Source organism: Mycobacterium sp. NPDC051804, from assembly GCF_044452905.1.
Taxonomy (GTDB): Bacteria; Actinomycetota; Actinomycetes; order Mycobacteriales; family Mycobacteriaceae; genus Mycobacterium.
In genome coordinates, this window is sequence record NZ_JBITCD010000004.1 from 79,957 (window position 1) to 103,245 (window position 23,289).

Here is a 23,289-nt window from a genome sequence, read left to right on the forward strand (position 1 = left end):
CACGAAACCTTGCCGACAGTCGACGGTGCGACTCTCGAGGCGTGCGCGTTGCAATCGTCGCAGAATCGTTCCTCCCGAATGTCAACGGCGTCACCAACTCGGTGCTTCGGGTGATCGAGCATCTCCGCTGCACGGGTCACGAGGCCCTCGTCATCGCACCGGACACCCCGCGGGGCGAGCCGGCGGCCGACAAGATCTATGAAGGTATCCGGGTGCACCGGGTGCCGTCGAAGATGTTCCCCAAGATCAACTCGCTTCCGCTGGGCGTACCGCGCCCCCGCATCGTGAGTGTGTTGCGCGGGTTCGACCCCGACGTCGTCCACCTGGCCTCGCCCGCGCTGCTGGGCTGGGGCGGCATGCTCGCCGCACGCCATCTCGACGTGCCGACGGTCGCGGTGTTCCAAACGGACGTCGCGGGTTTCGCTCAGAGCTACGGCATCGGTTTCGCGGCCAGGGCGGCCTGGGGGTGGACGCGGATGGTCCACAGCAGGGCCGACCGCACACTGGCCCCGTCGACCGCGGCGATGGAAAACCTTACGGCCCATCGCATCCCGCGCGTGCACAAGTGGGCGCGCGGCGTCGACATCACGGGTTTCGCGCCGTCGGCACGCGACGAGAGCCTGCGCAGCCTGTGGTCCCCGCAGGGCAAGCCGATCGTCGGGTTCGTCGGCCGGCTCGCACCCGAGAAGCACGTCGAGCGGCTGGCAGCACTGTCGGATCGTGACGATCTTCAAGTGGTCGTCGTCGGTGACGGTGTTGACCGCGCAAAACTTGAAACCGTCCTTCCGTCAGCAGTTTTCACCGGTGCGCTGTACGGCGGAGAGCTCGCTGCCGCATACGCGAGCATGGATGTCTTCGTCCACCCCGGCGAGCACGAGACCTTCTGTCAGGCGGTGCAGGAGGCGATGGCGTCCGGCCTGCCGACAATCGCACCCAATGCCGGTGGACCGCGTGACCTCGTGACGCCGTACCGGACCGGCCTACTGCTAGGGGTCGACGAGTTCGTAGCCAAGCTCCCCGATGCGGTTGACCATCTGATTGCCGAACGACAGCGCTACTCGGTGGCGGCACGCCGCAGCGTGCTGGCCAGGACGTGGCCGGCGATCTGCGACGAGTTGCTCGGTCACTACGACGAAGTCATCGGCCAACGCCGTCTCAAAGCCGCCTAACCTTTCTGCGCGAGAGTGCGTGTCTGCGGGCGACACGCGGTGTCGAGGACAGACTTTGCGCACGCTCGCGCAGTGAAACTCAGCCCTGCGCCTCGATCGAGACCGGCTGCCATTCCTCCCACGTCGCCAGCCGGCTCTCGTAGTCGGCCTTGGCCAACTGCAGCGGCAGCTCACCGAAAAAGATTCTTAACGGCGGCTTTTCAGCGTCGACGATCTTCAGAACCGCGGCAGCCGACGCCTTCGGGTCACCGGGCGCCGACACGCGCTTGCTGCGGAGACGGTCGGCCTCTTCGTGCACCTCTTGGTAGTCGGGCAGTGGGTCGGACCGTTTCGACGACGCGCCCGCCCAGTCCGTCGAGAATCCGCCCGGCTCGATCAACGTCACGTGAATCCCGAACGGTGCGACCTCTTGCGCCAGTGCCTGCGAGAACCCTTCCAGCGCCCACTTCGAGGCGTGGTAGATGCCGACGTTCTGGAACGCGGTGATGCCGCCGATCGACGACACCTGGATGATGTGCCCACTGCGCTGTGCCCGCAGATACGGCAGCGCCGCCTGGGTGACCCACAGAGCGCCGAACACGTTGGTCTCGATCTGGTCGCGCGCCTCCTTTTCGGTCAGCTCCTCGATGAAGCCGAAGTGGCCGTAGCCCGCGTTGTTCACGACGATGTCGAGCCGCCCGAAGTGGTCGTGCGCCTGTTTGACCGCGGCGAAGTCCGCATCGCGGTCGGTTACGTCGAGTTGAATCGGCAACAGCGCATCGCCGAACTCCGCGGCCAGATCGTCGAGCGTCGACGTGTTCCGCGCTGTCGCTGCGACCTTGTCTCCTCGTTCCAGGGCCGCGATCGCCCACTCCCGCCCGAAGCCGCGCGATGTACCGGTGATGAACCAAACCTTTTCAGCCATGGGCAGGTAAATGCCCGCTGGGGTCGATTCCATTCCCGGTGCCCGGATGTTGACAGGTAGCGTCGCATCTGTGAACCGCGCGACGCTGGACAAGGACCCACACGAGGTCGCCTCGATGTTCGACGGCGTAGCGCGCCGCTACGACCTGACGAACACGGTGTTGTCCCTAGGCCAGGACCGATTCTGGCGGCGGGCGACGCGGGAGGCGCTGCGCATCGGGCCCGGTGACAAGGTGCTCGACCTGGCAGCGGGCACCGCGGTGTCGACGGTGGAGCTCGAGACTTCGGGGGCGTGGTGCGTGGCCGCGGACTTCTCCGTCGGCATGCTCGCCGCGGGCAGCACGCGCAAGGTGCCCAAGGTCGCCGCCGACGGCACGAAGCTGCCGTTCGACGACGGCGTGTTCGACGCGGTCACCATCAGCTTCGGCCTGCGCAACATCGTCGACCACGGCGCCGCTCTTCGGGAGATGGCCCGCGTGACCCGCCCCGGCGGGAGATTGGTCGTGTGCGAGTTCTCTACGCCGACGAACAAGTTGTTCGCCACGGCGTACAAGGAGTATCTGATGCAGGCACTGCCACGGATGGCGAGCGCGGTGTCGTCGAACCCCGACGCCTACGTCTACCTCGCGGAGTCGATCCGCGCGTGGCCTGACCAGCCGGACCTTGCTCGTCACATCGCCGACGCCGGGTGGGCGGCGGTGCGGTGGCGCAACCTGTCGGGCGGGATCGTGGCGCTGCACGCCGCGACCAAGCCTGCACACTGAATCAGCGGGCAAAACGAACGCGGTCGATAGCACTTCATTTCACGCCGATTTCAACTGATCGCCATTTAGCGCGATCTCGTTAACGTGCGAATAGCCGATATTTGCAACCGCTTTCGAGCGCTGGCACGGAAACGTCACCGCTGCGGTGCACCTGGCGCCGTCGGACCTGACGCTCGATCACGACCGTCGCCTGTACCGGGTGACGTTGGTGGGTGACGTTCCGGTCGGACCCGACGGACGTGCGTCGGTCGCCCTCGACGGGGAGCCGTTCAACGCGGCGAGCTGATCCAAACCCGGGCCGCGACGCATGACCGGGTTGTACGGTCGCGCCATGGCCTACGGACGTCACGCTGATCCGGATTCGACACTCGCCACGGACCCCCGCTCAGACCCGCGAATGGTCAAGGCGCTCGCCGAGTTCGGGCTCGACGGTCGGCTGCCACCGATCGAGCTAGCCGTCGACGCGCCCCTCGAGGAGCGTCTGGAGTTCGCCACCATGAGCGAAGCGGGCATGGGTGCGATCTTCGACGTGTTCGCGCAGTCGGCACCGGCGGCCGCCGGCGTCACCACGACGACGACCACCATCGGCGGTGACGACGGCAACGACATCACGCTGTACATCAGTCGGCCCGACGGCGTCGACGGTCCGATCCCGGGCGTCGTGCATCTGCACGGCGGCGGCATGGCGATCGGCGCCGCGGGCGACGTCGGATACATGATGCTGCGCGAACATCTCGCTGCCACAGGCGTTGTCGTGGTCGGTGTGGAGTTCCGCAACTCCGGCGGCAAGCTCGGACCACACCCGTTCCCTGCAGGTCTGAACGATTGCGCGACCGCGGTCCGATGGACTTCCGCCAATAGCGCCGAGTTAGGCATCTCGCACCTGATCGTCTCCGGCGAGTCCGGTGGCGGAAACCTGACGCTCACCGTCGCGCACAAGGCGAAGCGTGAAGGCTGGCTGGACGAGATCGCCGGCCTCTACGCGCAGTGCCCGTACATCTCGAACCGCTGGCTCGAAGAGTGTGAGGACCTGCCGTCGCTCACCGAGAACGACGAATACTTCGTCACATGCCACCAACTGGCACTGCTCGGCTCGCTGTACGACCCCACCAACAGCCACGGCGACGACGCGACCTGCTGGGCCGCGGTGGCCACCGACGACGAACTGGCCGGCCTGCCGCCACACGTCATCTCGGTCAACGAACTGGACCCGCTGCGCGACGAGGGCTTGCAGTACTACCGCAGGCTGCTGCAGGCCGGGGTGCCCACTGTCGGCCGCTTGGTGGCGGGCACCTGCCATGGCGGCGACCTGTTGCTGCCGCAGGTGATGCCGGAGGTATTCCACGCCTCGCTCCGCGATGTGAGCGGGTTTGCGAAATCGCTGGGGAGCTAGCCGAGGGTCACCGAGTTGCTGCCGATGCCGGGCACAACCACTTCGCCCATACCCTGCTGTGACCGCGGGCGCGTCCGCTGCTGCTCCTGCTGATGGAACGGCTGGCAGACACCAACAGATACGACCTCTTCGCATGGGCCCGAAGGGGCGGCGCTCGCAATGGAGGCCGTGCCCAACGCGGCAGCCGCAACGGCCATCGCCGCGAGTGCCGATCGAACTGTCAGCGTGCGCATCGTGGGTTCCTTCCGCCGATGCTGTGAAGAACGCCCGTGCACTCCAGAGTAATCCCGCCGGGCGCTTAACAATAGGTCGTCTAGCAGGGCTTATATTTAGTTCGGCTGTGCAAATTGCGCGCTCCAGCAACGTCTTTCACGACCGTATGGCCGACCCGTTCTCGCGCTTGCGCCAGATCGCGGCCGACTGCTCACCGACATCCGCGTCGTGCGTCTGCTGGAAATTGCGACCGCCCCGCGCGAAGGTCGCGAGCACTGCTGGGGGCACCTCGGGTTCGAGAACCGGCGCGGCCGTCCACCGACACGGCCGGACGTGGACGAGATCGACGGCCGCGCCCGCGTCGTCGTAGAAGAGCGGCCCTTCAATGCGGCCAAGCCAGTAGAGGCCGTCGGTGTCGCGAGTCCACACGAATGATCCGTCGGCCACCTCGCCGAACCGTGTGACGCGGCGCTCGAGTCGATCATCGACGCCGGTGCCACCCGCGTCACCGAAGCCGACGTGTCCCATAGCAAGGGCGCGATCAATGGTCGGCTTGAGGTCGATGTCGTCTCGGCGGGAGCGCATCGGCGCACGATAGACCTCGGGCATCCGCGATATTGTGCACTCGAGATGGAAACGTTCAAGCGCTATTTGGTGATCCAGGCGGTCATTTTCGTCTTCGGAATCGTCGGCCCGATCTTCCTGATCATGTTCTTCACGTCGAAGCCCGATCCGACGCTCCGCTGGGCGTACTGGGCAGGTTTGTTCATCACCGCCGCCGACATCCTGATCGCCTTGGCGCTCACGGCCGCTACCGACAAGAAGCAGACTCCCAAGGACGTCAAGCTCGCGATGGCGTTGCAGAGACGCAAACAGTCCGGTCGATCCGATACGAGCGGGCATTCGAGTTCGTCGAGCAGTTCTGATCCGTTCTTCGGTGCCCTCGGATTCGCGGCGTCGAGCGACTCGAATTCGTCGAGCGACTCCGGTTGGTCCTCAAGCGATTCGGGGTCATCGTCGAGCGATTCGGGGTCATCGTCGAGCGATTCCGGGTCGTCCAGCGATTCGGGATCGTCGTCTTCGTCGTCTGACTAACTGAACGGCGGTCGCTCGTCGATCCGGCGCGATGCCGCACCTGCCCGCCGCCACACCCGAGCAACCCAGTCCGCGTCCTCGTCGGTGACGAAGTTGCCCATCACGCGCACCGCGATCGTCATCAGGAACTCCGAGCGCATCGCCAGCGGACCGGTCGCGGGCAGGAACCGCGGGATCGTCAGGAGCAGCCCCAGCCGTCGGGCCACGGAGAAGCCCTGCGCGTAATGGGCCGACAGCACCGCAGGCCACGCCGATGTCAGATCTCCAGTGCCCAGCAATTCGGCGGCGAGCCTGCCGGTCTCCAGTCCGTAGTCGATGCCCTCGCCGTTGAGCGGGTTGACGCAAGCCGCAGCGTCGCCGATCAGCATCCAGTTCGGCCCGGCCACCCCGGATACAGCGCCGCCCATCGGCAACAGCGCCGACAAACCGGCGCGCGGCTCACCGTCGAACCCCCATTCCTCGCGGCGCAGATCGGTGTAATACGACATCAGCGGCCGTAGCGCGGCATCGGCCGGCCGTTTGGACGTGGCGAGCGCGCCGACGCCGATGTTCACCTCGCCGTTGCCCAGCGGGAAGATCCAGCCGTAGCCGGGTAGCACCTCACGCTCGGGTGAGCGCAATTCGAGATGCGATGTGATCCACGGCTCGCTTGCGCGCGGGGTGCCGATGTACCCGCGGATCGCCACGCCGTAGACCGTCTCCTTATGCCACTCGCGGCCGAGCACGCGTCCCAGCGTCGAGCGGGCGCCGTCGGCGACAATCAGCTCACCGCAGCCGATCTCGGCGCCGTCGTCCAACACTAGCGACGTCACGCGACCCAACGAATCATGGCGAACGTCAACGGCTTTGGCGCCGAGCATCATCTTGGCGCCCTCGTCGACCGCGACCATGCGGATGCGATCGTCGAGTTCGGTGCGCGGCACCGCGCTCGAGGTCGCGGGGAACGACGGGCCCGGCCACTCGATTTCGACGTCCGCGCCGAACCCCGACATCCGCAGTCCGCGGTGTCGCACGCGGCCGTCCAGCCACGAGCCGAGTCCGAGATGCTCCATCTCCTGAACCGCGCGTGGGGTCAGCCCGTCGCCGCACGCCTTGTCGCGCGGGAACTGCGCCGAATCGATGACGAGGACGTCGCGCCCGGCCCGACACGCCCACGCCGCGGCCGCGGAACCGGCGGGTCCGGCTCCGACGACCACCACATCGGCCTTCATCGAATCCCCGGTCGCTTCGCTCCTGCCCTCCGGTAAGTGCACGCCTCCCAGTATGTTGGCAGTGTGAGGACACCGGCGAGTGTGGTGGCAGGCGTCGACTTCGGAGACCCCGAATTTGCGCAGGATGTGCGCGAGGCCGTGGCCCGCATCGAAGATTTGATGGCCACTGAGCTGGGCAAAGCCGACGAATTGATGTCCGAGGCGGTTCAGCACCTGTTCCAGGCCGGCGGTAAGCGGTTCCGTCCGCTGTTCACGGTGCTCGCTGCGCGGCTCGGCCCCGAACCCGACGCGTGGCAGGTCGACGTCGCAGGCGCCGTCATCGAGCTGGTGCACCTGGCGACGCTGTATCACGACGACGTGATGGACGAGGCCCAGGTGCGTCGCGGTGCGCCGAGCGCGAACGCACGGTGGAGCAACAACATCGCGATCCTCGCCGGTGACTATCTGTTCGCGACCGCGTCGCGGCTGGTTTCACGGCTCGGTCCGGAGGCCGTGCGCGTGATTGCCGACACCTTTGCCCAACTGGTCACGGGCCAGATGCGTGAAACCCGTGGCGCGGCCGAACATGTCGACTCCGTCGAGCACTACCTCAAGGTGGTGTACGAGAAGACCGCTTGCCTGATCGCGGCGTCCGGCCGTTTCGGCGCGACGTTCTCCGGTGCCGACGAGGAGCAGATCGAACGACTGAGCCGCCTCGGCGGCATCGTCGGCACGGCGTTCCAGATCTCCGACGACATCATCGACATCGACAGCGATCCAGACGAATCCGGCAAGCTGCCCGGCACGGACCTGCGCGAGGGCGTGCACACGCTGCCGGTCCTGTATGCACTGCGGGACACCGGCCCCGACGCCGACCGTCTGCGTGAGCTGCTGGCCGGGCCGGTCGAGAACGACGACGACCTCGCCGAGGCACTGCGCCTGCTGCGCGCCTCGCCGGGCATGGTCAAGGCCAAGGAGATCGTGGCCGAATACGCCGCGCAGGCGCGTGAGGAGCTGGCGAGCCTGCCCGAGAGCCCCGGGCGTCAAGCGCTGGCGACGCTGGCCGACTACACGGCCAATCGTCACGGCTGACGATGCTGCGGAACTTGCCGAGCCTGTCTATGCGTTGAACCCAGCGATGGATCGTCTCGGTATCTGCAGTCGGAGGAGGAAGCCACGATGACCTGGCATCCGCACGCCAACACCGCCAAGACTTTCTTGCTGCTTGCGGGCTTTTCGGCGCTGATCGTCTTCATCGGCGCATTGTTCGGGCGGAACATCATGTATCTGGCCGTCCTGTTCGCCGTCGGCATGAACGTCTACGTGTACTTCAACAGCGACAAGCTGGCGTTGAAGGCGATGCACGCCCAGCCGGTGAACGAGATGCAGGCGCCGGTGATGTACAAGATCGTGCGGGAATTGGCGACCACGGCGCGTCAGCCGATGCCGCGGCTCTACATCAGCGACACCGCGGCGCCGAATGCGTTCGCGACGGGACGTAATCCGCGCAACGCGGCGGTGTGCTGCACGACGGGCATCCTGGGCATCCTCAACGAGCGCGAACTCCGCGCGGTGCTCGGCCATGAGCTGAGCCACGTCTACAACCGCGACATCCTCATTTCGTGTGTGGCCGGTGCCATGGCGTCAGTGGTGACGGCGCTGGCCCTCGTCGCGCAGTTCGCCGGAATGTTCGGCGGCAGTCGCGAAGGCGGCTCCAATCCCTTTGCGATGCTTCTGGTTGCGCTACTCGGTCCCATCGCGGCGACGGTCATCAAGCTGGCCGTCTCGCGGTCGCGCGAGTACCAGGCCGACCAGTCGGGTGCGGAGCTGACGGGCGATCCGCTGGCACTGGCGAGTGCGCTGCGCAAGATCAGCTCGGGTGTGCAGCAGGCCCCGCTGCCACCGGAGCCGCAGCTCGCCGATCAGGCGCACCTGATGATCGCCAACCCGTTCCGCGCGGGCGAGAAGATCGGCAAGCTCTTCTCGACGCACCCCCCAATGGAAGAGCGCATCGCGCGGCTGGAAGCGATGGCAGGCCGGGGCCCGGACCGCTACTACTAGGGGATTTCGGTGTCGACAGTCGCGGTGTGCGCGACTACCGACACCAAATCGGGTAACGCAGCTGCTCAGACCGGCGATGACACGGGCATGCTGCGAGTCACTACTGCACCATCTAGGGTGTGGACCGTGCTGAACAGAATGCTGATCGGCGTCGTGGGGTCTGCGGGGGCGGCCCTCATCGGACTGCCAGGCATCGCGATGGCCCAACCGCCGGCACCACCACCGCCGCCGCCACCACCGAACGTGAACGGGTACGCGCCGATGAAGCTCTCGGAGTACCAAGTGATGGAAAACCAGTGGTACGCCTTCAAGACGCCCGACGGCCTGACGTGTGTCCTGCAGCGCAACGGCGGCTACGGCTGCAGCGGCGCGATTCCCGCGGCGCCCGAGGGTGCAAACCTCGTCAGCGGCGGTCCGGGTGTTCCGTCGTTCGCCAACTCGGCGGGTGATGTGTTCGGCGGCGTCAATGCCAAACCGCTGCCCGCGGGTTCGCGCCTGAGCTATCAAACGGTCAGCTGCGGTAGCGACGGTTCGGTGACCACCTGTTCGGACAGCCGCAACCAGTCCGGGTTCGTGCTCAGCCCGGCGGGGAGCTTCATCATCAACGGCGGCCGCAACCCACTGCTGGATCGGCCCGAGGGCACCAACCCCTACTTCAACTGACGTGCAGGGGGGTCAGAACCCGGAGCCATGCACTTCGTGGCCGGGCTTTTCGGCCATGAGGCCGCGGTAGGCCTCCTCCACGTTTGAGCCGTGGTTGACGACACCGTCGACCTCGCGCGCGATCGGCATCGCGATGCCGTACTTCTCGGCGAATTCCATGATGACGCTGGCGGCCTTGACGCCCTCGGCGACCTGGTTCATCGACGCGATGATCTCGTCGATCGACTTACCGGAACCGAGCTGTTCGCCGACGTGGCGATTGCGGCTGCGCTGCGACGTACAGGTGACGATCAGATCGCCCATACCGGCCACGCCGGAGAATGTGTCGCGGTGTCCGCCGACCGCCTCTCCGAGCTTGGACATCTCCCGCAGGGCGCGGGCGATCACCATCGCGCGGGTGTTCTCGCCGATGCCGAGTGAGTAGCCCATCCCGACGGCGATCGCGTACACATTCTTGAGCGCACCCGCCATCTCCACGCCCACGACATCATCGGTGGTGTAGGTCCGAAATCGCCTGGTGCGGAAGAGGTCCGCCAGATTCGCCGCAAGACTCTGATCGGGCATCGCGAGGACCGCGGCGGCGGCATACCCCTCGGCGACCTCGCGTGCGATGTTCGGCCCGGCGAGAATGCCGGCGGGATGCCCGGGCAGCACCTCTTCGACGATCTGGCTCATCCGGTAGTTCGTGCCCTGCTCGAGGCCCTTCACCAACGAGACCACCGGCACCCACGGGCGCAGCTCCTTGGCGAGCTCGGTGAGTACCGCCCGGAAGCCGTGCGACGGCACACCCATGACGATGACGTCGGCGCAGTCGGCCGCCTCGGAGAAATCGGTCGTCGCTCGCAACGTGTGGGCCAACTCGACCTCGTTGCCGAGGTACTTGCTGTTGCGGTGCTTCTCATTGATGTCGTTGGCGGTCTCTTCCGAACGTACCCACTGCAGCGTCGGTCCGCGCCTGGCGCAGATGGACGCCACGGTGGTGCCCCATGAGCCTCCACCGAGGACGACGACTTTGGGTTCGCGCTGCGCAGGTGCCATGCCGATCAGGGTATGACTGACGACGGTTTGTGGCGGGCGAATGCGGGTAGATGCCGTGGCGGGTCTCGACGGCCCGATGTACGGCTCGCGGAACTCGGCAGAGAGGCGCATCATCAGCACCATGAAGCGCGACGTCGGCGCAGAGCTTGAAGTCGCGATCATCGCGCCGACCGAGCTGGAGTTCCAGATCGCCGTTGCGCCGCACCCCAACGCCCATGTGTCGGAGTCGTTGTCCTTCTTGCTGGACGGAAAACCGGTGCAGGCCTTGGAGATAAGCGGAACGCACGGCAACCGCATCCACAAACTGGACGTCGAAGGCGGTTTGCTCAAAGTCTCGTACGCCGCGACCGTCACCGGACGAGCCGACCCGCCGCCGGTCACCGAGTACGAGAAGTCGGTGTATCTGCGTCCGAGCCGCTACGCGGAGGCTGACAAGTTCTTCGGGTTCGCGGCAACGGAGTTCGGCAAGTACGTCGATTCGACGACGCTGCTGGAGAAGGTGTCGTCATGGGTGGGTACGCGGCTGAACTACGTGCCCGGATCCAGCGACCCGATCGACGGGGCGGCGGACACGTTGCTCGCCGGCGCCGGAGTCTGCCGCGACTTCTCGCATCTGGTGGTGGCGCTGCTGCGGGCCGTGTTCGTGCCGGCGCGCGTCGTCTCGGTGTACGCGCCCGGGCTCTATCCGATGGACTTCCACTCCGTCGCCGAGGCGTTCGTCGAGGGTCAGTGGCGCGTCGTCGACGCCACCCTGCTGGCGCCCCGGCAGACGCTGGTCCGCATCGCCACCGGACGTGACGCCGCCGACACCGCCTTCCTGGACAACCACGGGGGCGGGATCAACCTGAACTGGATGTCGGTGACCGCCGTTGCCGACGGCGATCTGCCCAGTGACCCGATCGACGGGCTGGTGTCGATCGGCTAGCGGTAGTTGACGAACTGCAGGGCGACGTCCAGGTCGGAGCCCTTCAGCAGGGCCTGGACCGCCTGTAGGTCGTCACGCTTCTTCGACGAGACCCGGATCTCGTCGCCCTGGATCTGGGCCTTGACGCCCTTGGGGCCCTCGTCGCGGATGATCTTGGTGATCTTCTTGGCATCCTCGCTGCTGATGCCCTGCTTGATCTGGCCGCTGACCTTGAAGGTCTTGCCCGAGGCCTGCGGTTCGCCGGCGTCGAAGGCCTTCATGGAGATGTCGCGGCGGATCAGCTTCTCCTTGAAGACGTCGATGGCCGCCTTGACACGCTCCTCGGTCGAGGACGTGATGACGACGGTCTCGTCGCCCTGCCAGGCGATGGACGTGTCCGTGCCGCGGAAGTCGTAGCGGGTGGACAGTTCCTTGGCCGCCTGGTTCAGAGCGTTGTCGGCCTCTTGGTGCTCGACCTTGCTGACGATGTCGAACGATGAATCCGCCATTGGACTCGGCCCTCCTGATGTCTGGTGCGTTTTCGTCTTAGCGCCATCTTCGTTGTACCCTGCTATTCGCACCAAACCGGTACCCCGGGGGGTGCAGCACCCAGGCAGGTTGCCCGAGCGGCCAATGGGAGCGGACTGTAAATCCGTCGGCTAACGCCTACACAGGTTCGAATCCTGTACCTGCCACCATGGTCAGGCGCGTTTTCGGACGGCCCTGATTGCACTGTCGGGCTGAACCGTCCGCAGTGCGTCCGCAGTAGTTCCAGCAGCCCTGTCGAACGCGGCGGCCACAGCGTCGAGATCGTCCGGGAATAGGTGCCCGTAACGGTCGAGGGTCAGCACCGCAGTTTTATGCCCTAACAGCTTCTGCACAACCTTCACGTTGGCGCCCTCGCTGATGGCCAACGATGCGCAGGTGTGGCGCAGATCGTGAAGGCGAACCCCACGGCAACCGTCGACTGCTGCCGTCGCCTTCTCGAACCCATACCTCGCCTGGCCGAGGGTTAGGTAACCGCCGCTGCGCGCAGACGAGAACACCAGCCCACCGAGCTCGCGGTCATCAACCTCGGTTTTGAGCAATCGCGCCAAGAACTTCGGCACCGGCACCGTCCGCGATGTGTGATTCTTCGTCGGCCCCTCAACCAGGCCCGTTTTGCGTACGTAGGTCACTGAACGACGCACACGGATCCTGCGCGCCATGACATCCACGTCCTCGGCGCGCAGTGCTGCAGCCTCACCGAATCGCAGACCGCAGTATCCGAGTACAAGGATCAGCGTCCGCATGCGCCCGGATGCGATTGCCACCCGGTGCAGTTGCTCATGGGTGAGATAACGCCGCTCGGTCTCGGGCAAGGTCGGGAGCTCGACGCCGTCGGCAGGGGACACGGCAATGTGCTTGGCGCGGACGGCGAATTTGAGGACCGCGCCGACGATCTGATGCGTCTGACGCACCCGAGATGCGCTGAGGCCCTTGCCTTCGAAGCGCACCGAGCCATCCATCGACAGGCCGCTGATCCAGACCTGGAGATCGTCGTACCGCATGTCAAAAAGAGGGACGTCTCGCCATCGGGGCATCACGATGGTGTCGAGAAGCGAGCTGTACCCGGCCACCGTCTTCGGCGATCGGTGGGCCTTCGTCGCCAACCACTTCTCAGCGATTGTCCCGAACGTCACTGCCGCCATCGCAGGGTCCATCCACGAGCCGGTGACTTGGTCGCTTATTTGCTGGTTCAGCCACCGCTGAGCATCAGCTTTACGGCTGAACCCCTTTGCGTGCTCCTTGCCGGCATCGTCGACGTACCGAGCGCGCCAGCGGGATCCCTTGCCGTGATTCGCACTCGGCAACGTGTCGCTAGTGCCATCGACTTTGCGAACCGTTTTGATCCAGCGGTCTTCAACTCCCGCCCTGCGGTTGCGCTTCATCGAGCATCTCCCTCATCCTCAGTCACAATCATCTCTGTGGCGCGTTGACTCAGGTGGTCGAAGATTTTCTTCGCTCGCGCTCCAATCGCTGATAGACAACAGAAGCAACACTGTCGTATTCGGTGCAAGTTTCGGCACGCAAGACGACCACGTCGTTCAGGCGCTGAATGCTGGTAGAAAACGGATCTTCGCAGTCTCGATCCGGCCAGGAACAAAGTCCCAAATGGACGCGACGATGGCGCGCTATCGAGCGCGGTTGGCAGAGCACGACTTGGTGTTCTTCGATTCAACATCACATCCGTTAGGCGACCCGGAGCTCCGCGTCGCGGAGTGACTGACGCTGCTGTGCTCACGTCGATTCACGGCGGCAAGGTGCGGACGTTTGCGCGGATCGCTGCAACGGATGCGCGTAATCTGTTGTCTCAGTGGAGACCGATTTCGAGTACGAGCAGCTAAGCCCAGCCGCCTTCGAGCAACTCGGAGTCGCGCTCGTCGAATCCGTCATAGGTTCTGGAATAGAGGTATACGGACCAGGGCGCGATGGTGGTCGCGAAGCAACCTACGACGGATTAATTCGATGGTCAGCGACGGATGCGGGAGATCGCGATTCGTGGGACGGCTACACGGTGGTGCAGGTCAAGCAATGCCAGAACCCCTCGGATCCCGCCGCGAATCTAAGCTGGCTCAGCGGTCAACTTCGCGACGAGTTTGACCGATGGATGAAGCCAGACAGCCAACGCGAGGGCCGATTCCCCGACTATCTTCTGGTCATCACAAACGTCCGGTTGTCAGCGGCGGACCCCGGCGGCGGCATCGACACGCTGCGAGGAGAAATCGAGAAGCGGCTAGCGCACGAGTATAAGTCTGCTGAAGCCGGACGGCCGCCGGTTACGTTGCGAAGTCGTGGTCTGCGCCAAGTGCGCGTTTGGCACCGTGACAAAATCAATGTACTCGTCACTAACAGCGTTGACGCTCGCCGTCGCTTTTCGGCTCTGCTGACTAGTGGTGATGTCCTCGCTCGCCTCGATCAGATTGGACGTCTCCTTCCGGGATTGATCCCTGAAGACTTGATCGCTGGACTTTTCGTCGACCACGCTCAGACCACCCTCGCTGGTGACCGCTGGATTCGTTTCGATGAGGCGGGAGACGAGTTTAATAGTCAATCCATTGAAAAGGTCATCTACGACCTTCCGGCGATTACCAGCGACGGGGTGCGTCAGTCGGCGCTGAAAGCAGTCTTCGACCGTGGCGATGAGGTCTTAAGTCGATCGATTTGGGCCACAACGCGCGACGATCCGCCCCGTCACATCGTGGTCACCGGAGCGCCAGGAAATGGAAAGAGCACTCTCACTAGGTACCTGACGCAGGTCTATCGCGGAGCCTTCGCCAGATATGAGGCCAACGAAACGGCAATAATCGATCTCATCGACTCCACGGATGAATCTCTCGAGCGTCTTCCGCTCGACGGGCCGTCTACTCCACGATGGCCACTGCGAATCGAGCTGGCACGGATGGCAGAACTAATGGGGCCGAATGACGGTGGTCCAAACTTGCGTCGCTATCTCTGCGACGAAATCAACCTGGATTCGAGCGTGCCCGTGCACACGGGAACTCTGGACAACTGGCTGAAAGCATGGCCATGTGTGATCCTTCTGGACGGACTCGATGAAGTCACCCACCCGGCGTTAAGGCACCGCGTACAGCACGAGATTTCGGCACTCATAGAGAAAGCCGACGCAATGGATGCGGACCTGCTCCTCGTGGTGACTACTCGTCCGACTGGATATACACCGCTGCTGCCAGAACACTTCGAGCAGATCGATCTCGACTACTTTACGCGCGAGGAGGCCCGTGAATACGGCCGTCACGTAACAACGCACCGGCTCGCTAGCAATCCTGGATTTCTGCGCACTGCTTTAGCCCGCTTCGACGCCGCGGCCGAGGGCGCGGCAGTCGAACGCTTGCTCACGACTCCGTTGCAAGTGCTCATTCTGACCATCATTGCGGCGCGATCAGGCCCGTTGCCTGCCAACCGATACGAACTCTTTTGGAGCTACTACGACACGGTCTTCAAGCGCGAAGCTGCCAAGCCCACAACCTATCTAGACTTCTTCAACCGATACGCCGCAGAGATCACTGCAATCCATCAGCGCGTCGGATTCGTGCTTCACTGCTTGTGCGAAGCGACCCAAGAACTGCGAGGGCGCTTGTCTGTCAAAGAGTTGCGAGCGATTGCTCGCGACCGGATGCTTCAACTCGGACACGGTATTCCGGCTGCTAACGAACTAGCCGACCAGATGGCTGTGATTGCCACTCAACGGTTAGTACTTTTGACCAGCGACGAAGACGAGATGGTGTCGTTCGATGTGCGCAGCCTGCAAGAACTGATGGCCGGCTGCGCTCTGGTCGACGTGTCGGAGGCGGTACAGCGCAACAATCTAGTCGCCACCGCGTGCAGCCCGCACTGGCGTAACGCCTGGCTTTTCGCCGCTGGCCGCCTGTTCACAGGGTCGGACTACCAGCGCGACTTAGTGCTTGCCGTCGTAGAACAGTGCGACACGCTCGGGCACTGGCACGGCTGGCTGTATCCCGCTGCGCCAGAATTAGCCGCCGACATCCTTGATGACGGCCTCGCCGCGGACAAGCCGACCGCGCGGCGTCGTCTGATTGACGTAGCCCTTCGCGCAATTAACGGACCCATGCTCAGCGATCCCAAATCGCTGGCCCTACACCTATCCGTAGCTGTCAGCACTACCGAAACGAGCGTGCTCGCCGCCTCCGGCATAGGCGAGGACCGGCGCCACGTGCGCAGCGTGCTGCAGGACGCATTCACCAATAGTGACCCCGGGCATGCCCGTTACGTGATTGCTGCTGTCCTGCTCGAATACGGGTACTTCGGTAGTCGCATCCCCGGTCAGCCAGAAGATCTCAAACAATTCACGGACGCTTGGAGTTATGCCGAACCTGTCGGACAACGGGTCAACGCGGCGAGCCTGATGTTGGGTGCACTCGAGAACTACGATCCAAGTAGCTACCCCCCAAGTACTACGGTGTTTGATGCCGTTAACGATTTGCGACATGTCGAAATGGTGCGCAGCGAGCGGGGCAATCTTCGGTTGGCTGGTGGCGCAGGAAGATCATCGTCCTTTACACACTTCCGAGCCGCGCTTGATGATCCCGACGCTGAGCAGGAGTTGCAGATCGTATTCGAGGCGGTGCCTGACAACGATTGGGCCATGGTCTCCGTTGTTGCGCAGGCGTACTGGCCAATAGCGTCAAGGTGGCCTGTGTCCGCTCGGCTGCACGTTCCGGGCGATCCGATGCCTGCCACCTGACTCGCTACTTCGACGAACGTCGCGGCTCACACACACGGTGTCACTAGTGCCAAGTCAAACGACGGTCTCGCACGATTTGCCTAGCTACGCCTGGGCAATCCGATCGGAAACCACCTCGAAAGCGGTAACTTAGGTGATTGTCGAAATTTGGTCTCAAGACCTCGGTCGGCCTTCGTGCTCGTTAAGGCGGCGGGCGATGGTCATTTGCAGCCGTTGAGGGGCGACTTTCGCATCCACCGATGTCAAAAGGTCGACCCGTTGGCGGAGGGCTGACGCCGATGGCGTGCGGGAGCCTTGGCGGCATATGACATACGGAAGTTTGAGATTGCCCGGTGATCTAGCGACTACTCCCCCTTCCTGAGCATCAAATGTGTTGAATACCTGTAGAAATCGAAGTCTTGACAGCCTGTCGGGAGTGATTCACTCACTATAGGTACTGATCGCCAGAAGCCATCGCTGGAGGTCAGCGGTGTTCGCATCTGTTGTCTAAGTGTTGATTTGGTGTCGATCACCCTTAATCACACTTCGGTCCGTACTGCAGGCACAATCTATTGCAGAAGACTAAGTATCGACGACTTGTGGCCGGATCGACAGATGGTGTGCAGGCTGCCATAGCGGTCTGGGAGGCTGACGTCTCAAAGGCTGACACTTCGCCGATGCTGACGAACATGCCGTGGCCGGTTGAATCGTTGGTGAATCGGGTGCCATCAAAGGTGGGGGCGATCGTCCAGCCATAGAAGTTGAGGTTCTGATCGTAGGGCAGCACCAAATCCAATCTTGGGTCGTTTTCGTCCGCCCCGGGAATGTTCCCTCCACCGCGCTTCAGCGCCCCGGACGTGGTCACCGAGACGATGTTGCCGCGCGAGCCATCAACGATTGGATTGTCGGGGAACCCCTCAGCACTGTTTCGCTGGCACACAACACTGGGTGTGCTGACCATGCAGCGCACCGCGCGCGATTCGGTCGTCACATTTTGTGCGCCTGGCGAGGCGTCGGCCAAAGGAATCAAACCATTGTGGGCCACACCGGTCACCAAACCGAGGGAGAACATCGCGACCGCGAGTCTTCTGATCACGTCACGTCCCCCTTCTTCTACGGCAGCGGATCAAGTTGGACCACATGACCGAGTTCTCCAGGGCCGAGTTCCTGCCACTGGTAACGCACGGTCGTGTTCGTTCCGTCGCTGCAAGCGTTGCAGCTGCCGGGAGTCTTGTAGCTCAGCGCAACAGTGTCATCTGTCGTCTGGGCGGGGTTAAACGACGTGAATCCGTGGGGTGTGGGGGTGGCGGGCCCGACATAGATTCCTCGGTTGAAGAGCATCGCGACGTCGGGGGAACTTCCCGTCGCGCCTTCGATCGTGGTGATCGCCACGGACAACGTCGCGCACGGGTCAAAGTTGCCCCAGAAGTTGGAGGGATCTCGGTTCCAGGGGGTGCCCGGGAGAGCCTGTGGTTGGACATTGAGGGCGGTCTGGACTGCTTCTGAGCCCAGGTCGACTCCGCAGGCTTGGGCCTCGGCAGTCGCCGGAGTCACCAGGAGCATTATCGATACGCCTGCCCCCATAAGAGCGAAGAAGCGTTGATACATGGTTGATGCTCCTGGCATTTGAGATCTCGTCGCGGGTGAAATTTTGCTTGTGTCGGTCAGCAGAGCTGGTGCCCGGCGGCCTCGACGAGGAACATCCCGTCTGGCATCGAGAGTGACAGGCCGAGGTCGTGCTGCGCGCGCCCGACGGCGTCATCAGCCTTCGCTCGGGAGGAGCCGAGCGATAACCCGGACTTGACCCCGTCGCGGATCGCATTGCAGGCGACCTGACCGAGCTGAAACGCCTGAGCGTCAGTCAGCGGGGCTCTCACTTTCTGACGGACTTCGACGAGATACATGTCCTCGTCCGCCGAGGCGACGGGTGCACCGATGACGGCCAGCAAGGCCAGCGAGACGGTGGTGATGCTGGTGATTATGTGCACGGTTTCAGACCTCATGTGGGGCTGTGCCATGGGCAGTAGACGATGATGGCCGCTGTTGTGATGGCGATGGTTTCGTCGCGGCTGTAGGGGCCCGCAGAGGCCAGGCTGGCGAGTGCATCAGTGAACGACCTTCCCTTGTCGAGCATCGCGCAGGATTGGCGGCCTTGGTCGCGTGCGAGCGCGAAGTCGCTGAGGTTGGCTCCGAGGTCGCGAAGCTGTTGGAAATAGATGATGTCGAGGTCTTCCGCTGCTGCAGTTGAGGGGAACGCCAGGCCCATCGCCACTACACCGGCGAGGACTCCGACAGCCCTACCTGGCCCCCGCGACTCCGCACGTACAGAGGCCGTCTTCAATTGCTTCCCCCTTCCATCTCGTGTGGCGTCCGGCCGGAAGCGTGTACACATCTGGCCGATTCGTCGCGAACGCAGCGCGCGCCATGGCGTTCCCCCGCATTGCCTGCGCTCCGTTCGTGAACGGACGCTAGCACCACCGAGGCTGCGATCGCAGCCCCTCATTGGGTTTGCTGCAGCGAACTTTGAAACATAGGGAAACACCTGATTCCTCGACGGCATCCACCCTCTACCTTTAGGGGCGTATCTGGAGTCGCGCCAGGGCGGTATCGAATCCTGGCGAGGGACCTGGGGGTCGGGAAAGTGTGCACTGTGGGGGATTCTGTTGTGAAGATTGTTGCGGCACTAGCAGGAGTAGTGGCTAGCGTCCTATTCGCGGGCGTTATCGCCGCAGCACCGGCGGAAGCTCAGTCGAACTCGTGCGATCCATTAGACATCAACTGCGTCTACGTCCCGTACACGTGCAACTACGACGTGCTGTGCGATGCATCAGGAAACGTGGTCCAAGGGCCGATGAGCGGGGTCCGACTGGGTAACGGACAAATCTGCGCAGGCAACGGATGCACCCGACCATGAGGGCGGCAACAAGAGTTGCTCTTATTACGGCCGCCGTGGCCGGGATGGGTACCGGCCTCACATTCAGCGCATCCCCGGCGTCTGCGGATATCGGACTGCCAGCAATCACCCACGTCTACTGGACGGGCGCGCCCTGCATCGACGTGGTGGGTGCTGCGCGGTTCGACGCCACCCAGGTGGAGAGCCGAACGGTCTGTGATGGCACCTGGCGTTTCAGCGAGTCCAACATCTGGCCCGGTGATGCGTTTGGACTTGACCCGATCATGGGGGGAGCCGACTTCATCGAATGCGCGGTCTTCCGTGGCGGCGAACGGGTTTGGTACGACTCAGCGACGGCCGGAGACGGTACCGATGTGACCTGCTTGAGAAGGGCCGTGTGATGAGTGGAAGCCGTCGACTGCATTTCGCTGCCGTAGCAATCGCCGCCACGACAGCTGCGGTGACGTGGGCCGCACCTGCCGGAGCCGAGCCGGAGGATCAGCAGTACTTCCGCGCTTTAGACCGTCTCGGATTCGTGATCACCGACCCCCCGCTGCTCATTTCTCAGGGACGGATGATCTGCAATGAAGGATTGGCGCACAATGTCAGCTGGGGTGAGATGCATGGCCAGATGTTGAACTGGGGTTATTCGCACGATTCGGCTTCCGTGATTGCAGTTGCCGCCATCGAAACGTACTGCCCGGAATATCAAGCTCTCGCGAACCAGATCGCAGAAGGCATTTGAAGTGAGACATCAGAAGTGCGCCCTGATCACACAAGTGCTGGGGTGTCTACTTGCGCTGGCAGCGGCTGCGGTGGTGTCGGCAGCCCCAGCCTCTGCGTGCACAGATTCTGACGACGTCAACATCCTTTGTTCCAACGAGCAGGCTTTCGTTGACGAACTTGCGGCGGCCGGAATTACGCCTACCGACAATCCGAGGAGGTCGGTCGGCCTTGCGTGGCGGATCTGCGGCGAGCTCTACGGCGGTACTCCGTACGACGTAGAAGTCCAGAAGGTGTATCGCGATAACCCTCTGCACCTGAACCAGGCACAAGCCATAGTACGAGCCGCAGTGCGCCATCTATGTACGTACTAGATCCGGCGCAACACTGCTCATCGACGCGCAGATGGAGCTCCCATGAACGAGGTTCGCGGGACTCGATCGTCTTCGAAATGAGCCACGGTGACGGCTTTATGCCGTCGTCGTACCACGCGCCGATCCTTTACGACGCCGCAACGACCCACCTGTACTAGCAGCCTCGGAGCGCTGAGTTCCGGAGCTGGTGGCAGGCCGATAAGAAAGGTGCATCTTATGGTGAAGGGACCGCTCGGAGTTCCTGCCATGGCATTCGCGATCGCTATGGCAACCACCTTCGTGGCGACTCCTACGGCGATGGCGGACACCTTCTGCGGCGAATCCAGCCGTGGGGCATCGGTTTACGCTGGCAACTCGGACACCTCGTGCGCATTCGCCATCAGCACTGCCGAGGCATACCACGCCTATGGAAATGGCTCTCATCCGTTCAGCGTGCACAGCCCGGTGACTGGCCTCACCTACACGATGACGTGTACTAACGCGGGTTCGGTGTGTCAGGGTGGAAAATACGCTGTCGTCTTCTTGCGTAGTTAACCACCGCCGAAATGAACGTTCGTCGTCCCAGTGATAATCGCGTCGGTGAACTTCGCGGCTTGCAAACAAGTTATAGGGCCCACAGCATCACATTTTGAACAGAACGGAATCCCAATGACAGCCGAAAGGCTCGCCGCCACTTTGGTCGGAGGTCTAGCTGCGGGAGCACTCGTGGTGGTCTTCGCTGCCCCCGCGTCGGCCGAAGACGCCGATGCGCGATTTCTCGATAGCCTGTCGTACCTCAGCAGTACGGGGTTTGACGTCAGTGACTATGACCGAGGCGAACTCATCGCAACCGGTCATATGGTCTGCGACTTATTCGAGCAGGGCAAAGATTCGCCCACCGTCAGCGGGGCCGTAGTGGGCGCGCTGAACATGTGGAACGGTCGCCACCCGAGCTACAACGCAACCTGGATCGTCAAAGGCGCGACCGGGGCATACTGTCCTGCGCATAACTCCAAGACGGGGCGGATATGACAAATCCCGTTCGACCATAGTGCTGTAGGCCCCACACCGACTGTGTCGCCTGCCCACCGTTCCAGCGGTAGGACCGGTGCAAATGTTCGTCAGGCCGGTCGGTTGCGGACCATCGCTCTTGTTCCGTCCGTCCCGACGTTGGCGTAAGAGCATTACGATTCGGCGCATCCGAGCGCCGTGATTTCGGAGGTTTGAATGACTGCTTCGAACGCGGGCAACACTCCCTGGCCGATCAATGCTGAACCGTACTATCGCCCAACGCTAATCGGTGGTCTCGCCGCCACTGTGGGCATCATGATCGGCAGTGTGTCTCCATGGCTCAGCGTAATTGTCTTCACAATTAATGGGCTTGACGCCGGGAACTGGGGCATCACGACCTTGACTCTCGGGGCGCTCTCCGGAATTGCGCTCGTTGTGATCTTGTTGTGGGGCCGCACACCCTTTGGCCCTCGCTGGGCAGTACCGCTCGCCTGGTCGGTGGCAGTGGCCGCAGTTGCTTGTCTCACATTCGGCCTCACCATCCTGATTCGATTGCTGGCAGCTCCAAAGACGGATCTGTTCGGGATCACCATCGGGCCAGCGGTCGGCTGGGGCCTGTGGTTACTCACGCTCTCTTCGGCCGTCCTGTGCGCGACAGCATCAATAGTGGCAATGCAAAACGCTAGAAGCGTCGAGCTTCTCGCACCCATTGGGAAGTCTGCTAGTGGCTGGAACAACGGCTGGCGTTGGGCAGCAATTGGAGCCTCGGCTGTCATCGCTGTGGCGGGCAGCATTTGGGCATCCGTCGACTGGACCGACGATTCGGACGAAAGTGGACCGTCATCAACCGAAATGCCGTCGTTTCCCAGTTTTCCGTCCTTTACCGGAATGCCCTCAATTCCCAGCTTTCCGTCCTTTACGCCGCGCCCTGACCCGACTTCTGCTGCGCCGCAGCCTCTCCCGACAAGCACGGTAGCGGTCCCCACAGTGACTCGGACCCCGACGGTGGTCAGGCCGGGCGACGAGCGTCCCAACATCGACGGAGCCGACTGGGCTGGATTCTCGCGGGCCATGGAACATGGGTTGTCGCCCGAGGGCTATGAAACGATGTTCGGAGTGACCTTCACCGATTCCGCTGCCTGGGTGTGCGATTGGGACAAGCAAGGTGCCGCCCAGGCGACGGTGGAGGACCGGCTGGTGAACAAGTACGACGGTCTCAGCTACGACGACGCCAGCGTGATCTATCGTTCTGCGATGGACTGGGTCTGCCCGGTCGGTCCTGATTCTCCGTTCACAGTGACGGCCCCGGGAAGCCCCGCTCCGGCTTCAGAGCCTATCGATCCCGCTAGCTGGATATGTGACACCATCAAAGAGGGCATGCCTCCCGGCAAGGCCATGGCTGCCGCGCAGGACCGCTTTGGAATGTCGCAGTCGGATGCCTTTATCGCCTACAGCAACTGCGGATAGAGCCTGGCCCGAGCGCTAAGTCTGGTGGCTTCAAACGCACCGAGGTTGTCGGCAGTGTTCCGCCCGTCTCGAAAACGAATGCTTACGGGTATCGGAACTCTGTCGCAGCGACACGATGCGCCCGTCGCTGCGGCACCGAGAAGCGCAACTTGACCCGAGTCCGCTCTCGCCACGAGTTGATGAATAAGGCCGCGCGCCCGCGTC

At 63.3% G+C, this 23,289-nt stretch carries 26 protein-coding genes and 1 tRNA gene; 16 read left to right on the forward strand and 11 right to left on the reverse strand.

The window, feature by feature from the left end; genetic code table 11:
• Positions 1–41 precede the first annotated feature (41 nt).
• Complete coding sequence (locus ACIA48_RS15835) at positions 42–1,169, forward strand: glycosyltransferase family 4 protein (RefSeq protein ID WP_396733118.1); 1,128 nt, start codon at positions 42–44, stop codon at positions 1,167–1,169.
• Positions 1,170–1,248: 79 nt separating this feature from the next.
• Here ACIA48_RS15835 and ACIA48_RS15840 read toward each other — a convergent pair whose 3' ends face one another.
• The gene (locus tag ACIA48_RS15840) at positions 1,249–2,073 is read right to left on the reverse strand and encodes an SDR family oxidoreductase (protein ID WP_396733121.1); all 825 of its coding nucleotides are present in this window, start codon (positions 2,071–2,073) and stop codon (positions 1,249–1,251) included.
• Between the two features lie 70 nt (positions 2,074–2,143).
• Here ACIA48_RS15840 and ACIA48_RS15845 point away from each other — a divergent pair, with 70 nt between their 5' ends.
• The 3 genes from ACIA48_RS15845 (at position 2,144) to ACIA48_RS15855 (ending at position 4,229) form a co-directional block, all read left to right on the forward strand.
• Positions 2,144–2,836: a demethylmenaquinone methyltransferase gene (locus ACIA48_RS15845; protein ID WP_396733124.1), complete on the forward strand. Its 693-nt coding sequence runs from the start codon at positions 2,144–2,146 to the stop codon at positions 2,834–2,836.
• A 145-nt stretch (positions 2,837–2,981) separates the two neighbouring features.
• On the forward strand, positions 2,982–3,122 hold the full coding sequence (locus ACIA48_RS15850; protein ID WP_396733126.1) for a hypothetical protein: 141 nt from the start codon (positions 2,982–2,984) through the stop codon (positions 3,120–3,122).
• 45 nt (positions 3,123–3,167) lie between these two features.
• Positions 3,168–4,229 (forward strand): alpha/beta hydrolase fold domain-containing protein, encoded by a 1,062-nt coding sequence (locus tag ACIA48_RS15855; protein WP_396733129.1) that lies wholly within the window; start codon positions 3,168–3,170, stop codon positions 4,227–4,229.
• Here the strand turns inward: ACIA48_RS15855 and ACIA48_RS15860 are convergent.
• Positions 4,226–4,462 carry a hypothetical protein gene (locus ACIA48_RS15860; RefSeq protein WP_396733131.1) on the reverse strand — a complete coding sequence of 79 codons (237 nt, stop codon included), beginning with the start codon at positions 4,460–4,462 and terminating at the stop codon, positions 4,226–4,228. The genes ACIA48_RS15855 and ACIA48_RS15860 overlap by 4 nt on opposite strands.
• Positions 4,463–4,598: 136 nt before the next feature.
• Positions 4,599–5,051, reverse strand: a complete 453-nt coding sequence (locus ACIA48_RS15865) for a GAF domain-containing protein (protein ID WP_396733134.1) — start codon at positions 5,049–5,051, stop codon at positions 4,599–4,601.
• Positions 5,052–5,072: 21 nt separating this feature from the next.
• Here ACIA48_RS15865 and ACIA48_RS15870 point away from each other — a divergent pair, with 21 nt between their 5' ends.
• Complete coding sequence (locus ACIA48_RS15870) at positions 5,073–5,537, forward strand: hypothetical protein (protein ID WP_396733137.1); 465 nt, start codon at positions 5,073–5,075, stop codon at positions 5,535–5,537.
• Here ACIA48_RS15870 and menJ read toward each other — a convergent pair.
• Entirely contained in the window at positions 5,534–6,748 is a 1,215-nt protein-coding gene (gene menJ / locus ACIA48_RS15875) for a menaquinone reductase (protein ID WP_396734999.1), read from the reverse strand. The genes ACIA48_RS15870 and menJ overlap by 4 nt on opposite strands.
• A 63-nt stretch (positions 6,749–6,811) precedes the next feature.
• On the opposite strand from menJ, the gene grcC1 reads away from it, so the two are divergent.
• From grcC1 to ACIA48_RS15890, 3 genes are all read left to right on the forward strand, one after another.
• A complete protein-coding gene (gene grcC1 / locus ACIA48_RS15880) occupies positions 6,812–7,819 on the forward strand; it encodes a nonaprenyl/(2E,6E)-farnesyl/geranylgeranyl diphosphat synthase (RefSeq protein WP_396733140.1) in 1,008 nt (335 codons plus the stop codon).
• 87 nt (positions 7,820–7,906) lie between these two features.
• On the forward strand, positions 7,907–8,788 hold the full coding sequence (htpX, locus tag ACIA48_RS15885) for a zinc metalloprotease HtpX (protein ID WP_396733142.1): 882 nt from the start codon (positions 7,907–7,909) through the stop codon (positions 8,786–8,788).
• A gap of 138 nt (positions 8,789–8,926) precedes the next feature.
• Positions 8,927–9,451, forward strand: a complete 525-nt coding sequence (locus tag ACIA48_RS15890; RefSeq protein ID WP_396735002.1) for a hypothetical protein — start codon at positions 8,927–8,929, stop codon at positions 9,449–9,451.
• Positions 9,452–9,463: 12 nt separating this feature from the next.
• Here the strand turns inward: ACIA48_RS15890 and ACIA48_RS15895 are convergent, their stop codons facing one another.
• Positions 9,464–10,489, reverse strand: coding sequence for an NAD(P)H-dependent glycerol-3-phosphate dehydrogenase (locus tag ACIA48_RS15895; protein ID WP_396733144.1), 1,026 nt, complete (start codon positions 10,487–10,489; stop codon positions 9,464–9,466).
• A 121-nt stretch (positions 10,490–10,610) separates the two neighbouring features.
• Here ACIA48_RS15895 and ACIA48_RS15900 point away from each other — a divergent pair, with 121 nt between their 5' ends.
• Positions 10,611–11,414, forward strand: coding sequence for a transglutaminase family protein (locus tag ACIA48_RS15900; protein ID WP_396735005.1), 804 nt, complete (start codon positions 10,611–10,613; stop codon positions 11,412–11,414).
• Here the strand turns inward: ACIA48_RS15900 and ACIA48_RS15905 are convergent.
• Positions 11,411–11,902 (reverse strand): YajQ family cyclic di-GMP-binding protein, encoded by a 492-nt coding sequence (locus ACIA48_RS15905; protein ID WP_396733146.1) that lies wholly within the window; start codon positions 11,900–11,902, stop codon positions 11,411–11,413. The genes ACIA48_RS15900 and ACIA48_RS15905 overlap by 4 nt on opposite strands.
• Positions 11,903–12,005: 103 nt before the next feature.
• Here ACIA48_RS15905 and ACIA48_RS15910 point away from each other — a divergent pair.
• Positions 12,006–12,091 (forward strand) — tRNA-Tyr (locus ACIA48_RS15910).
• 3 nt (positions 12,092–12,094) lie between these two features.
• On the opposite strand, the gene ACIA48_RS15915 is transcribed toward ACIA48_RS15910, so the two are convergent.
• Positions 12,095–13,324, reverse strand: a complete 1,230-nt coding sequence (locus ACIA48_RS15915) for a tyrosine-type recombinase/integrase (protein ID WP_396733149.1) — start codon at positions 13,322–13,324, stop codon at positions 12,095–12,097.
• Between the two features lie 425 nt (positions 13,325–13,749).
• On the opposite strand from ACIA48_RS15915, the gene ACIA48_RS15920 reads away from it, so the two are divergent.
• Entirely contained in the window at positions 13,750–16,659 is a 2,910-nt protein-coding gene (locus ACIA48_RS15920; RefSeq protein ID WP_396733152.1) for an NACHT domain-containing protein, read from the forward strand.
• 514 nt (positions 16,660–17,173) lie between these two features.
• On the opposite strand, the gene ACIA48_RS15925 is transcribed toward ACIA48_RS15920, so the two are convergent.
• The 4 genes from ACIA48_RS15925 to ACIA48_RS15940 all read right to left on the reverse strand — a co-directional run bounded on the left by ACIA48_RS15925 (position 17,174) and on the right by ACIA48_RS15940 (position 18,979).
• Entirely contained in the window at positions 17,174–17,734 is a 561-nt protein-coding gene (locus ACIA48_RS15925; protein WP_396733155.1) for a hypothetical protein, read from the reverse strand.
• Positions 17,735–17,751: 17 nt separating this feature from the next.
• Complete coding sequence (locus ACIA48_RS15930; RefSeq protein ID WP_396733157.1) at positions 17,752–18,192, reverse strand: LppP/LprE family lipoprotein; 441 nt, start codon at positions 18,190–18,192, stop codon at positions 17,752–17,754.
• Positions 18,193–18,302: 110 nt separating this feature from the next.
• Positions 18,303–18,641 (reverse strand): hypothetical protein, encoded by a 339-nt coding sequence (locus tag ACIA48_RS15935; RefSeq protein WP_396733160.1) that lies wholly within the window; start codon positions 18,639–18,641, stop codon positions 18,303–18,305.
• Positions 18,638–18,979 (reverse strand): DUF732 domain-containing protein, encoded by a 342-nt coding sequence (locus ACIA48_RS15940; protein WP_396733163.1) that lies wholly within the window; start codon positions 18,977–18,979, stop codon positions 18,638–18,640. The genes ACIA48_RS15935 and ACIA48_RS15940 overlap by 4 nt, the downstream gene beginning before the upstream one ends.
• A gap of 608 nt (positions 18,980–19,587) precedes the next feature.
• Here ACIA48_RS15940 and ACIA48_RS15945 point away from each other — a divergent pair.
• From ACIA48_RS15945 to ACIA48_RS15965, 5 genes are all read left to right on the forward strand, one after another.
• Positions 19,588–19,932, forward strand: coding sequence for a hypothetical protein (locus ACIA48_RS15945; protein WP_396733166.1), 345 nt, complete (start codon positions 19,588–19,590; stop codon positions 19,930–19,932).
• Positions 19,932–20,276 carry a DUF732 domain-containing protein gene (locus ACIA48_RS15950; RefSeq protein ID WP_396733169.1) on the forward strand — a complete coding sequence of 115 codons (345 nt, stop codon included), beginning with the start codon at positions 19,932–19,934 and terminating at the stop codon, positions 20,274–20,276. Before ACIA48_RS15945 ends, ACIA48_RS15950 begins: the two co-directional genes overlap by 1 nt.
• Positions 20,277–20,349: 73 nt before the next feature.
• Positions 20,350–20,628 (forward strand): DUF732 domain-containing protein, encoded by a 279-nt coding sequence (locus ACIA48_RS15955; RefSeq protein WP_396735008.1) that lies wholly within the window; start codon positions 20,350–20,352, stop codon positions 20,626–20,628.
• A 705-nt stretch (positions 20,629–21,333) separates the two neighbouring features.
• Positions 21,334–21,639, forward strand: a complete 306-nt coding sequence (locus tag ACIA48_RS15960) for a DUF732 domain-containing protein (protein ID WP_396733172.1) — start codon at positions 21,334–21,336, stop codon at positions 21,637–21,639.
• 195 nt (positions 21,640–21,834) lie between these two features.
• Positions 21,835–23,085: a DUF732 domain-containing protein gene (locus ACIA48_RS15965; protein WP_396733175.1), complete on the forward strand. Its 1,251-nt coding sequence runs from the start codon at positions 21,835–21,837 to the stop codon at positions 23,083–23,085.
• Positions 23,086–23,289: the final 204 nt, after the last annotated feature.

Bases quoted from the DNA above. Each gene is read 5' to 3' on its own strand.
- ACIA48_RS15890 (WP_396735002.1), top strand. From the start codon at position 8,927: ATGCTGATCGGCGTCGTGGGGTCTGCGGGGGCGGCCCTCATCGGACTG.
- ACIA48_RS15935 (WP_396733160.1), bottom strand. From the start codon at position 18,641: ATGAGGTCTGAAACCGTGCACATAATCACCAGCATCACCACCGTCTCG.
- ACIA48_RS15865 (WP_396733134.1), bottom strand. From the start codon at position 5,051: ATGCCCGAGGTCTATCGTGCGCCGATGCGCTCCCGCCGAGACGACATC.
- ACIA48_RS15905 (WP_396733146.1), bottom strand. From the start codon at position 11,902: ATGGCGGATTCATCGTTCGACATCGTCAGCAAGGTCGAGCACCAAGAG.
- ACIA48_RS15950 (WP_396733169.1), top strand. From the start codon at position 19,932: ATGAGTGGAAGCCGTCGACTGCATTTCGCTGCCGTAGCAATCGCCGCC.
- ACIA48_RS15915 (WP_396733149.1), bottom strand. From the start codon at position 13,324: ATGAAGCGCAACCGCAGGGCGGGAGTTGAAGACCGCTGGATCAAAACG.
- ACIA48_RS15895 (WP_396733144.1), bottom strand. From the start codon at position 10,489: ATGGCACCTGCGCAGCGCGAACCCAAAGTCGTCGTCCTCGGTGGAGGC.
- ACIA48_RS15870 (WP_396733137.1), top strand. From the start codon at position 5,073: ATGGAAACGTTCAAGCGCTATTTGGTGATCCAGGCGGTCATTTTCGTC.
- menJ (WP_396734999.1), bottom strand. From the start codon at position 6,748: ATGAAGGCCGATGTGGTGGTCGTCGGAGCCGGACCCGCCGGTTCCGCG.
- ACIA48_RS15965 (WP_396733175.1), top strand. From the start codon at position 21,835: ATGACTGCTTCGAACGCGGGCAACACTCCCTGGCCGATCAATGCTGAA.
- ACIA48_RS15840 (WP_396733121.1), bottom strand. From the start codon at position 2,073: ATGGCTGAAAAGGTTTGGTTCATCACCGGTACATCGCGCGGCTTCGGG.
- ACIA48_RS15860 (WP_396733131.1), bottom strand. From the start codon at position 4,462: ATGCGCACGCTGACAGTTCGATCGGCACTCGCGGCGATGGCCGTTGCG.
- ACIA48_RS15855 (WP_396733129.1), top strand. From the start codon at position 3,168: ATGGCCTACGGACGTCACGCTGATCCGGATTCGACACTCGCCACGGAC.
- htpX (WP_396733142.1), top strand. From the start codon at position 7,907: ATGACCTGGCATCCGCACGCCAACACCGCCAAGACTTTCTTGCTGCTT.
- ACIA48_RS15900 (WP_396735005.1), top strand. From the start codon at position 10,611: ATGAAGCGCGACGTCGGCGCAGAGCTTGAAGTCGCGATCATCGCGCCG.